Origin of the sequence: Nostocoides veronense, assembly GCF_039531185.1 — a bacterium.
In the GTDB taxonomy this organism is placed as follows: Bacteria; Actinomycetota; Actinomycetes; order Actinomycetales; family Dermatophilaceae; genus Nostocoides_A; species Nostocoides_A veronense.
Genome location: NZ_BAAAPO010000042.1, coordinates 143,526 through 154,803, shown reverse-complemented (window position 1 = coordinate 154,803; position 11,278 = coordinate 143,526). Strand labels below are relative to the sequence as shown.

Annotated in this window: 12 protein-coding genes; 9 read left to right on the top strand and 3 right to left on the bottom strand. The window is 68.8% G+C overall.

Features of this window, described 5'->3' with window-relative positions; all coding sequences use genetic code 11:
• Positions 1-28: 28 nt before the first annotated feature.
• Positions 29-223 (bottom strand): 50S ribosomal protein L28, encoded by a 195-nt coding sequence (gene rpmB / locus ABD225_RS13710; RefSeq protein WP_344086448.1) that lies wholly within the window; start codon positions 221-223, stop codon positions 29-31.
• Between the two features lie 197 nt (positions 224-420).
• Here rpmB and ABD225_RS13705 point away from each other — a divergent pair, with 197 nt between their 5' ends.
• From ABD225_RS13705 to mutM, 7 genes are all read left to right on the top strand, one after another.
• The gene (locus tag ABD225_RS13705; protein WP_344086446.1) at positions 421-2,583 is read left to right on the top strand and encodes an ATP-dependent DNA helicase RecG; all 2,163 of its coding nucleotides are present in this window, start codon (positions 421-423) and stop codon (positions 2,581-2,583) included.
• Positions 2,583-3,206 (top strand): 16S rRNA (guanine(966)-N(2))-methyltransferase RsmD, encoded by a 624-nt coding sequence (gene rsmD / locus ABD225_RS13700; protein ID WP_344086443.1) that lies wholly within the window; start codon positions 2,583-2,585, stop codon positions 3,204-3,206. The genes ABD225_RS13705 and rsmD overlap by 1 nt, the downstream gene beginning before the upstream one ends.
• Complete coding sequence (coaD, locus tag ABD225_RS13695; RefSeq protein ID WP_344086440.1) at positions 3,203-3,682, top strand: pantetheine-phosphate adenylyltransferase; 480 nt, start codon at positions 3,203-3,205, stop codon at positions 3,680-3,682. The genes rsmD and coaD overlap by 4 nt, the downstream gene beginning before the upstream one ends.
• A 145-nt stretch (positions 3,683-3,827) precedes the next feature.
• On the top strand, positions 3,828-4,415 hold the full coding sequence (locus tag ABD225_RS13690; protein WP_344086438.1) for a YceD family protein: 588 nt from the start codon (positions 3,828-3,830) through the stop codon (positions 4,413-4,415).
• Between the two features lies 1 nt (position 4,416).
• On the top strand, positions 4,417-4,611 hold the full coding sequence (gene rpmF, locus ABD225_RS13685; protein WP_344086434.1) for a 50S ribosomal protein L32: 195 nt from the start codon (positions 4,417-4,419) through the stop codon (positions 4,609-4,611).
• A 16-nt stretch (positions 4,612-4,627) separates the two neighbouring features.
• Entirely contained in the window at positions 4,628-5,374 is a 747-nt protein-coding gene (gene rnc, locus ABD225_RS13680) for a ribonuclease III (RefSeq protein WP_344086431.1), read from the top strand.
• Positions 5,367-6,227, top strand: a complete 861-nt coding sequence (mutM, locus tag ABD225_RS13675) for a bifunctional DNA-formamidopyrimidine glycosylase/DNA-(apurinic or apyrimidinic site) lyase (RefSeq protein ID WP_344086428.1) — start codon at positions 5,367-5,369, stop codon at positions 6,225-6,227. The genes rnc and mutM overlap by 8 nt, the downstream gene beginning before the upstream one ends.
• A gap of 237 nt (positions 6,228-6,464) precedes the next feature.
• On the opposite strand, the gene ABD225_RS13670 is transcribed toward mutM, so the two are convergent.
• On the bottom strand, positions 6,465-8,297 hold the full coding sequence (locus ABD225_RS13670) for an HNH endonuclease (protein WP_344086425.1): 1,833 nt from the start codon (positions 8,295-8,297) through the stop codon (positions 6,465-6,467).
• 184 nt (positions 8,298-8,481) lie between these two features.
• Positions 8,482-10,395, bottom strand: a complete 1,914-nt coding sequence (locus tag ABD225_RS13665) for an acyltransferase family protein (RefSeq protein ID WP_344086422.1) — start codon at positions 10,393-10,395, stop codon at positions 8,482-8,484.
• A 144-nt stretch (positions 10,396-10,539) separates the two neighbouring features.
• On the opposite strand from ABD225_RS13665, the gene ABD225_RS13660 reads away from it, so the two are divergent.
• Both ABD225_RS13660 and ABD225_RS13655 read left to right on the top strand, forming a co-directional pair.
• Positions 10,540-10,833, top strand: coding sequence for an acylphosphatase (locus ABD225_RS13660; RefSeq protein WP_344086419.1), 294 nt, complete (start codon positions 10,540-10,542; stop codon positions 10,831-10,833).
• A gap of 104 nt (positions 10,834-10,937) precedes the next feature.
• Entirely contained in the window at positions 10,938-11,258 is a 321-nt protein-coding gene (locus ABD225_RS13655) for a chorismate mutase (protein ID WP_344086416.1), read from the top strand.
• Positions 11,259-11,278 lie beyond the last annotated feature (20 nt).

The following is an 11,278-nucleotide window of genomic DNA, read 5'->3' as shown; positions in this document are numbered from 1 at the left end:
GGCCGCCGTCAGTGTGGGCAGTGCTGGGTCAGCGGTTGACCTTGCCCGCCTTCAGGCAGGAGGTGCAGACGTTGACGCGCTTCGGGGTCTTCCCGGCCGGGCCGACCATCGCGCGCACCCGCTGAATGTTGGGGTTCCAGCGACGCTTGGTGCGGCGGTGGGAGTGCGAGATGGAGTGACCGAAGCCAGGGCCCTTGCCGCAGACATCGCAGTTGGCAGCCATGGGGGTATCTCCTCGTGAGTGGTTCGGGGTGCTCGGCGCGCTGGAAGCACGCACGACAGGCAACCTCATTAGGTTAGCCGAGGGCCACGCGCGGAGCAAAATGCCGCCCAGACGAGGGCTGTCGGCCGGCTCCGTTAGCGTTGCGATGACCAGTCCTTCGGGCGGCCCTTAGACCCACGGTGAGGAGGTGGCGCCGCGTGGCCCGGCTCGATTCCACGCTTAGTCCTCTTATCGCGTCGGCCGCCAAGCACCTGCGTGACGCCCGGGGGATCGTCACCGTCGCCGATTTGCTGGCCTTCCACCCGACCCGCTATCTGAGCTATGACAGCGAGCTCGAAGGCTTGCATGAGGGCGAATTCGTCGTCGTCATCGGCACAATCAAGTCGGCGAGCACGCGGCGGATGTCGACGCGCAAAGGGGCCATGCTCACGGCGGTGCTGACCGACGGGGTGCAGCAGGTCGACATGACCTTCTTCAGCGCCCGCGCGCACGAGAGCAAGCTGATCCCGGGGGTGCGGGTCATCGCGGGTGGGCAAGTGGGGCGTTACAACGGGCGGTGGCAGCTGGCGCATCCTGGCTACACGCTGCTCGATGATGCGGCGACGGCCGCCCTGCCGGGGCTCTATCCCGTCTATCCGGCCGTTCCGAAACTTCACAACTGGAATCTCGTGCAGGCCATCGGATTGGTCTTGGACGCGCTCGATCCGGTGCCGGACCCCATACCCCCGAAGCTGCGCGCACGACACGATCTGGTCGACCTCGATCACGCCGTGCGCGCGCTGCACCGCCCCACCTCCCGGGCGGCGGTGGTGCGGGCGCGTGACCGCCTGAGGTATGAGGAGGCGCTCGTCCTGCAGACCGTGCTGGCTCAGCGGCGCGCTCGCAAGGCCCAGGACGAGGCGGCCATCGTCGTCCCGGGCGGGGGAGCGCTAACGGAGGCATTCGCGGCGCGACTGCCCTTTGCGTTGACCGACGGGCAGCGGGCCGTGGGAGCCGAGATCGCGGCGGATCTGGCGCAGCCGGTCCCGATGAATCGGCTGCTGCAGGGTGAGGTCGGCTCGGGCAAGACGGTGCTTGCGCTGCAGGCGATGCTGCAGGTCGTTGATGCCGGGGCTCAAGCGGCCTTGCTCGCTCCGACGGAGGTGCTGGCCGTGCAGCATCACCGGTCGATCACGGCGATGCTCGGCGACCTCGCCGAGGGCGGGCTGCTCGGGGGCAGCGAGATCGGCACGCGGGTGGCGCTGCTGACCGGCTCGCAGGGGTCGGCTCAGCGTCGCCGCGCGCTTGCTGATGTCGTCTCCGGGGAGGCGGGGATTGTCGTCGGGACGCACGCGCTGCTGCAGGAGAAGGTCGCGTTCTACAACCTCGGGCTGGTTGTTGTCGATGAGCAGCACCGCTTCGGTGTCGAGCAGCGCGACGCCCTGCGCGGCAAGGCCGAGGTGTCGCCGCACGTCCTCGTCATGACCGCCACGCCGATCCCGCGCACGATCGCGATGACCGTTTTCGGCGACATGGAGACCTCGACGCTGACGGAATTGCCCGCCGGGCGATCTCCAATCCAAACCTTCGTCGTCGATGAGTTTCGGCCGGGCTGGCTGGAGCGGACCTGGGCGCGGATCGGCGAGGAATGCCGGGGCGGCCGGCAGGCGTATGTCGTGTGCCCCCGCATCGGGCCGGGCGCCCCCGAGGAGGGTGGCGATCTGGATTGGCCGGAGCCGGACCCCGTCGAGGACGGCACCGCGCGGCTGGAGTTGCTCGGGGTTTTGGAGACCGTCGAGGCCCTGCGTGCTGAGCCGGCTTTGGCTGGCTTGGAGATTGGCCTGCTCCACGGCAAATTGCCCGCGGACGAGAAGGATGCCGTCATGGCGGCCTTCGCGGCGGGCGAGATCGATGTGCTCGTCGCGACGACCGTCATCGAGGTCGGCGTCGATGTCCCGAACGCGACGATCATGGTGGTGCGCGACGCTGACCGGTTCGGGGTCTCGCAATTGCATCAGTTGCGTGGGCGGGTCGGGCGAGGCGCGCATCCGGGGCTGTGCCTGCTCACCACGCGGGCCGCTGAGGGTCCGGCGGGCGAGCGGCTTGCGGCAGTGGCCGCCACGACCGATGGCTTCGAGCTGGCGGCGCTGGACCTGCGCCAACGGCGCGAGGGCGACATCCTCGGGGCCCGGCAGAGCGGCGGCCGAGGGCGGCTGCGCTATCTCTCGCTGGCCCAGCACGAATCGGTGATCGCGGCGGCTCGGGCGGACGCTGCTGAGCTGGTGGCGGCCGATCCGGAGCTGGCCCAACATCCTTTGCTGGCGGGCGTCATCGAGGCTTGGCTGCGTCCCGAGCAGGCCGATTTCCTGGAGAAGGGCTGATGACGCGGATCATCGGAGGTCGCTTTGGCGGGCGGCTGGTTCGGGCTCCGAAGGGCTCGGCGACGCGTCCCACCTCCGATCGGGTGCGGGAGTCGCTCTTCTCGCGATTGGACGCCTGGGACGCCATCGAGGGCCTGGCCGTGCTGGATGTGTATGCCGGGTCCGGTGCCCTGGGCCTTGAGGCCGCCAGCCGGGGGGCGGCCCGGGTCGACCTGGTTGAGGCCGATGCCAAGGCGGCGGCGGTGATCCGAGGCAATGTGACGGCTCTCGGGCTGTCGGCGCTTGGGCTGGGGGGCGGCGGCCCAGCCGCGGGTGGAACTCAGGTGCAGGTGCATGCGTGCACGGTCCGAGCCTTCGCCGGCCGCCTCCCACCTGCGGGTGCCGACCTGGTGCTCGGCGACCCGCCATACCCCCTGGGCGAGGAAGACCTGGCGGGTGATCTGGCGGCGCTGGCGGCAGGCGGGTGGATCGCGCCCGATGCGCTGCTCGTCATCGAGCGGTCCAGCCGCTCGCCCGAGCCGGCCTGGCCGGCGGGGATCGAGGGGGTGGATGAGAAGAAGTATGGCGAGACCCGGCTGTGGTTCGCGCGCGCGGGATCGGGTGCGGATAAGTTCGGGCCGTGACCTCACGAGTGGTGTGCCCCGGCTCCTACGACCCGGTGCATGGCGGGCATCTGGACGTCATCCGGCGTGCGGCAGCGCTCTTCGACGAGGTGGTCGTCGCGATCCTGCACAATCCCGCCAAGACCGGGACCTTCCCGATCGAGCAGCGCATCGCCTTCATCGAGGCGGCGACCGCAGACCTGCCGGCCGTGCGCGTGCAGGCCTTCCCCACCCGCCTCATCGTCGACATCGCCCGCGAGGTCGGCGCCACGGCCCTGCTCAAGGGCCTGCGGAATGCCTCCGACTATGCCTACGAGATCCCGATGGCCTCGATGAACCGTGCGCTCACTGGCATCGAGACGATCTTTCTGCCGGGCGATCCGGCCGTCGCGCACCTGTCCAGCTCGCTGGTCAAGGAAGTCTGTGCCCTCGGAGGCGATATCACCGGCATGGTCCCCGATTCTGTGCGCGAGGCTTTGGAGGCGCGGCGCGGGTGAGCCGGACGGACCGGGGGAGGGGGGCCAGCGGCATACGGCGGGCTCGGGATTTTGGGCCGGGACGCGGCGACGGTAGTCTTGATCCTCGGTCTGTGTCTTTCGCGTGACGAGGCCCGAAACCCATTCGTCAGCATTGCGTGGAGCCATGAAGCATCTCGACCCCCGCTCACCCTTGGTGTTCAGCACCTTGGCGTTGGGCCGTCGCCCGGGGTCGATGCTCGAAGTTTCCCGCGAGGTCGAGTGCGCCGAGCCCATCGGCACCGATGTCATCGAGGTTCCCGCCCGGGAGCCGCTCGATGTCGAGGTGCGGCTGGAGTCGGTGCTCGAAGGTGTGCTGGCGACGGGCTCGGTCCGCGCCACGGCGGTCGGGGCATGCGTGCGCTGCTTGGATCAGGTGTCCGTCGACGTCGACGGAACCTTCCAGGAACTGTTCGCCTATCCCGAACGGGCTGCCCGCGGCCGCAAGGTGGGCGCCACGGACGAAGAGACGCAGGAGTATGAAGTCCAGGACGACCTGATCAACCTGGAGCCCGTGCTCGTGGATGCGGTGGTGCCCTCACTGCCGTTCCAGCCGGTGTGCCGGGAGGACTGCCCGGGACTGTGCCCGCAATGCGGGTTCCGTCTCGCGGACGACCCGGCGCACGCCCATGAACTGCTCGACCCGCGGTGGTCGGCCCTGGCCGGATTGGCCGGGGACGCCGACGCGGCTGACCCTACTGAGAAAAGGAACTGACGTGGCTGTCCCGAAGCGGAAGACCTCGCGCTCCAACACCCGTTCGCGCCGCGCCAACTGGAAGGCCACCGCGGTGGCCACCACCACCTGCCCGGCCTGCAAGTCGCCCATGGTGCCGCACATCGCGTGTCCGTCCTGCGGCAACTACAAGGGCCGCCACTACGGCGCGGCCGAGCGCACCGAACACCAGGGCTGAGCCCGAGCGCACCGCCATGCAGCGGCCCATCGACGAACTGCGCGAGCACATCACTGCGGTGTGCGGCACGGAAGTCGACGGGCCGCTGCTGGTGTTGGCCCTAACCCACCGCTCCTATGCGTATGAGTCGGGGGCCATCCCGCACAACGAGCGCCTGGAGTTCCTCGGGGACGCCGTGCTCGGCATCGTCGTCACCGACCACCTGTATCGCAGCTATCCCGACCACAGCGAGGGTCACCTGGCCAAGTTGCGCGCCGCGACCGTCAACATGAGGGCGCTGGCCGATGTCGGTCGCACCATCGGGCTGGGCGACTACCTCCTGCTCGGGCGGGGCGAGGAAAGCACCGGTGGCCGGGACAAGTCGTCGATCCTCGCCGACACGACCGAGGCCGTGATCGGGGCGGTCTATCTGACCGGGGGTATGCCGGCCGCCACCGCTTTCGTGCACCATCTCGTCGGGCCCGTCATGGCCGCGTCGGCGGCTTTGGGGGCTGGGTTGGACTGGAAGACCTCGCTGCAGGAACTCAGCGTGGCCCGCTCGCTCGGGACGATTGAGTACCGCATCGTCGGTGAGGGCCCGGAACACGAGAAGGTCTTCACCGCCTCGGCCGTCCTCGGTGGCGAGATCCACGGGGTCGGCGTGGGCCGCACAAAGAAGGATGCCGAACAGCAGGCGGCCCAGGGTGCCTGGACGGCGCTGACCGCTGAGGCCGCTGGCGTCGGACAGTGTGACCTCACCGACCCGGCGCCAACGAGTGCCTGAACTGCCCGAAGTCGAGGTCGTCCGGCGCGGCCTTGCCGCCCACACCACGGGTGCCACGATCGAACGGGTCGAGACCTTCGGCCATCGGGTGTTGCGTCGACACCTGCCGGGTCCGGAGGATTTTGCGGGACGCGTCGCGGGGCGGCGCATCGAGGCCGTATGCCGACGCGGCAAGTTCCTCTGGCTCGACCTCGGGGGCGACGCCCTGCTGGCGCATCTCGGGATGAGCGGGCAGTTGCTGCTTGCGCGGCCCGGCGACCCGTCGCCGAAGCACTTGCATGCCCGCTTTGAGCTCGTTGACGCCAGCGGCGCGCCGCTGCTCGTGCATTTCGTGGACCAGCGCACCTTCGGAGGACTGGCGCTGGCCGGGGTGGATGCGGACGGCATACCCGACCCCGTGCAGCACATCGCGCGCGATCCGTTCGACCCGCTCTTTGATGCTGCCGCTGTGGCCCGGCGCATCACTTCCCGCCCTAGTGGGATCAAGCGGCAACTGCTCGACCAGACGATCGTGTCGGGGATCGGGAACATCTATGCCGACGAGGCGCTGTGGCGAGCCGGCCTGCACGGTGAGCGGCGGGGGGACCGGCTGACCAAGCCGGCCGTCATACGCCTGCTCGGGCACGCGCACGAGGTGATGGCTGACGCCCTGGGCGAGGGGGGAACGAGCTTCGACTCGCTCTATGTGAACGTCAACGGCGAGTCCGGCTACTTCGAGCGCTCGCTGAACGCCTACGGCCGCGAGGGCCAGCCCTGTCGCCGGTGCGGGACCTTGATGCGGCGCGAGCACTTCATGAACCGTTCGTCGTTCTCGTGTCCCCGGTGCCAGCCGAGACCGCGCACGACCTCATAAGCGCCAGTACCGGGGTCAGTTCAACGGCGAAGTCATCTTGCGCGCCCGGAACGACCCTGAGTTCGTTGGTGTCCAGGAGCGCCATTGCTTCGCGGAGAACTTGCAAGGGAAGTGCTCCTGCAACCACGGACTACGCGACGCACGAGGGCATCATCGGCATCGGGGAGACATAACTCCACGGCCATGACTATGGTCCTCATGCGGCCAGCGGGAGCACTGGTGTGGTGACCCCGGGGCTCAGTCGAGCAGTGGCGGTGCGACGGAGAGGTACCTGTGTCCGGTGGGGGTGGTTACTTCGGTCACGTGGGTTTGCTGTCCGGTCCCGGGCGCTTCCTGCGGGTCGAGGACGCGGGTGGTGAAGCCATCGAGTTCTTTGGTGTAGTTGCAGCGGGCGCAGAGTCCTTGCCCGTTGCGCAGTGTGGTCGGCCCGCCCTCGGCGACCGACTGGATGTGGTCGGCGTGGCGGATGGTGGCGTCGCAGTATGGCGTGCGGCAGGTGTCGTCGCGCAGGATGAGTGCGGCGCGCAGTCGGGGTGGGAAGAGCCGGGCGGTGGCGTCGAGCGCGAGGAGGTCGCGGCCGTCGGGGCTGGTGAAGACTCTGGTCAGGAAGACCTGCGCCGGCTCGGCCAGTCGGGTACCGCCCGGGATGGCATCAGGTGGTGCCGGATCGTGTTGGAGTGACGCGGTTTTCACCGGGTCGGGTGGTTCGCACCCGTGGAGCAGCAGGCGCCTGGCAAGCGCGGCCGGGAGTATGCCGTGCCCCGGAATCCGTGCGGGTGTCGCAGCGCTCTGGAATCCGCGCATGCCGGCGGGCGCTGGTATTGGGTGGGCGCTGTCGTTGTCTGCCGGGTGGGCCTGCGTGCCGGCGCCGTTGGGGGCCTGGCCGGCCGTGAAGGCGTTCGTCGGGCTATCGCTGTTGCCTGCTGTCTCGGTGGCCGGCTCGTCCGTGGGGAAGAGGCTTTCGGCGGGCATGACGAGGTTGAGGGCGACGGGGCAGGCTTGGCCGGGGGTGAGTCCGGCGAGCCAGCGCAGGGCGGCGTCGCTCATGACCTGCGCGTGGGTCCGCCCACCGAGCGGGTCGGCGGGAGTCTCACCGTCGTCGGTTTCGTGGTGGCCGGCGATGACGGTGGTGGCGTGCCGGTGCACGGACGCGTACGCGCTGACGATCCCGGTCAGCGGCCCGAAGATCGACAGGTACGCCATCCCGTCCGGAGCGGGCCGGGTAAACACACCCCGTTCCGACATTGCGCGTTCGTGTTTGGCCACGACAGCGGCGGGGTCGAGTTCCGCGGCGTAGCGCGCGGCGGCACCGGTGAGTTGTTTCAGACTCGAGGTCGCCAGCCGTGGCGCGATCAACTCATCCACCCGGGCCCGCAGCTCGGGATTGAGGACATTGGTTTCCCGGACGATCGCGGCCGCACAGCGTTCATCGATGACCCCGGCCGTCAATGCGGCCCGCGTGTGCGGCATCCCCGGCAACGCCCGGGCGAGCCCGAGGTGCCGATCCGCAGTCGCGGGTGAACACCGCCGGGCGAGCGCGATCTGCGGCGCGATCGAGGATCGGGCTTTCGGCAGCGAGGCCCGGTTCGCGAGCGCCTCACGCACCGTCGCCCGCCCGAAATGAGCAGTCGCGCGGGCCTGCGCGGCCGCGATCGCGCCCTTGACCTGCTCCAGCCCGGCGATGAGGTCGATCAACTCCGGCAGACCCAACTCGGGCCTGGGGTTGCCCGCCGGGTCGGCAAGGTCGGAGTCATCGTCCGGTGCAAGGGTGGCGAGCCAATCGACGAGTTCCCGAACCGACGCACCGGGTGAGGCATGACCGGCCGACTGGTCGCACCAGCGGGGTTCGGCCGCGGCCAGCGCCCACGAGTCCCGCTCGTCGGCCTCGTCCACGTCATCCCAGCCGAGCTCGTCCTGCCACGCCTCGAAATCCGCGACCAACTCCTCGACATCCAACGGCGGCCACCACGCGTCATCGAGCGGAGTCAACCCCTCACAAGCGCCCGCGGGGCGCAGTCCAGCAGCGGGTCCGAGAGGCCCGCCTGTGGGGTGCTGCGCCATCGCCGTCATCCTCAGATGGTACACCAGTTCGATTCGGAAATCTAGAAGAATTTCGATGAAAGTCACTGAGACACAGGCGGTTTCGCGTGTTCTGTCCGGCCTCTGCGAGCGGGCAATGATCCCCATACGGCTTGGCGTCACGCGAATTCAGGCGGGGTCATAGACGCCGAGACGTCCCGGCTGCCCGAAGGCCCTAGGGAATCGGCAGTGTCTTGAGTTTCACGACCTTGCCCGTGTGGGCGAACGAGAGATCAGCGAAGGCCTGCCGGACGACGGCGGCATAGGTGTGCTGGCCGGTCATGCTCGGGTGGATGCCATCGGGTTGCAGCAAGGACGGGTCGGCCGTGACCTTGGCATTCCAATCCGCAACGATGACATTCGGGTAGTCCTTGGCCACCCGGACCAAGGTCTCGTTATCGGCCTTGGCGCGCGCCATATTCAGGTGCAGGTTGACGAGCACGATCATGCGCTTGGGCCCAAGCCGCTCGAGACTGGCCCGCAAGTCCGCCTCGTCGACTCCCGCATTAGTGCCGAAGGAGAGGATCACGCCGCGCCGGATGTCATGCCCGGAAGCGACGATCGCGGCATAGCCAGCCGACCAGCGTCGGTTGGACTTGGCGTCGATGCGGACGCCGGGGAAGTAGTACTTCAGGGCGGGGATGGAGCCGACCATCATCGAGTCGCCATAGGCGTCGATTTCCTTGCCCTTGGGCATGGTGAAGCCGGCGTCCTTGAGGGTCGGCGCACTGGTTCCCGTCGTCGAGGGCTGTCGCGTCGCGGCTTTCTCGTTGGCATCGATGGCCGCTTGTGTCGAGGTGACCTTGGGTGCCGTCGCCACAATTGCCCCCGTCGCGATCACAAGCACAGCCACGGTCGCGGCCAAGACCCTCGTCCCGGATCGGCCGGGCACGCGCGCCGCGACTCCCCGCCACGCGCCGACCCAGCCATCCCGTCGCACGGGCGTTTCGATGAATCGGAAGGACAAATCCGCCAAGGCGAGAATCACCAGCACGCACCACACGCGCGACCACAGGAAGCCCTCGGATCCCGACACGCCCCCGTGATCGGCGTTGACGATCAGGATGACCGGCCAATGCCAGAGGTAGATGCCATAGGAGCGGTCGCCGATCCAGCGCATCGCGGGGACATCGAGCAGCCTCGAGAACGCGCCGCCGCTGACCGCGCTCGCGATCAAGACAGCCGTCACGAGGCTGGCCAAGAGCAAGCCGCCCCGGAAGGTGAGGGAACGCGACTCATCGAGCCACCAAAGCAAGGCGGCAAGGACCACCAGAGCCCCACCGGTCACGAGCCGTCGACGGGCCGCCCAACCAGGGCCAGCGAGCGTGGCTCGCCCGCCACCGGCATACCAAAAGGCAAGAGCGGCTCCGATCATCAGACCGAAGATGTGGGTGTCGGTGCCGTAATAAACCCGAGTGGACCCGCCGTTGGGGTCGAATCGCCACGCCATGGCAAGCGCCGACAGCGTGGCGATGCTGAGCGCCACCCCAGCCCGGCCTCGAGCGCTGCGCACGAAGCGCAGCAGGCCGAGCGCCGCTAGCGGCCACAGCAGATAGAACTGCTCTTCGACAGCCAGCGACCAAAAGTTCATGAACAACTGCGGCGACGTCGCGTGGAAATAGTCCGCCCCGACCGCCAACTGGACCCAGTTGAACGAGAAGGTCAGCGCGCCGAGCACCTGGGAGCCCACGCCGACGACCAGGTCGCGCTGGGTGATCCGGGCCAGCAGCACGCTCACCGGGATGACCAGCAATAACGCAGGCAACAGGCGTCGCGCCCGCCGGCCCCAAAAGCCGCGCAAGTCGACGCGCCCGCTGCGCTGCTCCTCACGAACCAGCAAGGAGGTGATCAGGAAGCCCGAGACGACGAAAAAGATGTCGACCCCGATGAAGCCGCCAGGCAGCCACGCGGCGTTGAGATGGAAGACCAGTACGGAGGCGATGGCGATGGCGCGCAAACCGTCCAGGCCGGCCAGCCGACTCCCCGATGCCGCGCGACGAGCAACCCCTCCGGACGGCTGGCGAGAGTATGCCGCGGCATCGCCCTTGGCGCGCAGGTCACCGCTGCGGGTCGTTGCGTCTGTGGTCACCCACACCCCTCCCTTCGCGTCGTCGCCGGACGTGCCAGGACCGGCATCGTCGTCAAGGCGAGAAACCACCTCACCGCACACCGTAGGGAAAGGCGCCGACAGCCCCCGGACGCCACGCGGGAGAGAGGTGCTTATGCTCGCGAGATGGACACCGATGAGCGTCTCTTGGTGCATGTCAGTGGCCGGGTACAGGGCGTCGGCTTTCGGTGGTGGACGCGCGCTCGCGCCCTCGAACTCGGCCTCGTCGGGTATGCCCGTAATACCGACGACGGGCGCGTAGAGGTCAACGCCGAAGGCCCGCCGGAGTCGCTTGATGCACTCCTGGCGCTGCTCACAGAGAGTCCGTCCAGCACACGACGACCGGGGCGAGTGCTCGCCGTGACGCCGTCGCTGCGCGGCCCAGCTACCGGCCGCTACGAGGGCTTCGTCGAACGCTGAACTGCGGACGTTCCGTGCGCTCGACCGCGGGGGAGCCCACCGGGCGAGCCGCCGCGATCCGGACGGTGGCAGCCGGAGGTGAGCGGGCGCCATACGATCGGGCCATGACGAGGCCGACCGCCGGCGGGGGGATTCCCCCGGAGCTCGCGCGGCTGCGCTCCAGCATCGACAATATCGACGCGGCGCTGGTGCACTTGCTCGCTGAGCGTTTCAAGGCGACCCAGCAAGTCGGGGAATTGAAGGCGGCGCACGGCCTGCCGCCGGCCGATCCCGGTCGCGAGGAGCGACAGATCGCCCGCTTGCGCGTGCTTGCGCATGACGCCGGTCTCGACCCGCTCTTTGCCGAGAAGTTCCTCAACTTCATCATCGCCGAGGTGATTCGCCACCACGAGGCAATTGCGGGCGCAGCCAACCCGCCCGCCTGACCCCGCCCCCGACAAAGACG

Excerpts from the sequence above, each read along its gene's own strand:
- rpmB (WP_344086448.1), bottom strand. The coding sequence starts at position 223 with ATGGCTGCCAACTGCGATGTCTGCGGCAAGGGCCCTGGCTTCGGTCAC.
- rsmD (WP_344086443.1), top strand. The coding sequence starts at position 2,583 with ATGACGCGGATCATCGGAGGTCGCTTTGGCGGGCGGCTGGTTCGGGCT.
- ABD225_RS13690 (WP_344086438.1), top strand. The coding sequence starts at position 3,828 with ATGAAGCATCTCGACCCCCGCTCACCCTTGGTGTTCAGCACCTTGGCG.
- rnc (WP_344086431.1), top strand. The coding sequence starts at position 4,628 with ATGCAGCGGCCCATCGACGAACTGCGCGAGCACATCACTGCGGTGTGC.
- ABD225_RS13670 (WP_344086425.1), bottom strand. The coding sequence starts at position 8,297 with ATGACGGCGATGGCGCAGCACCCCACAGGCGGGCCTCTCGGACCCGCT.
- ABD225_RS13660 (WP_344086419.1), top strand. The coding sequence starts at position 10,540 with ATGGACACCGATGAGCGTCTCTTGGTGCATGTCAGTGGCCGGGTACAG.
- ABD225_RS13655 (WP_344086416.1), top strand. The coding sequence starts at position 10,938 with ATGACGAGGCCGACCGCCGGCGGGGGGATTCCCCCGGAGCTCGCGCGG.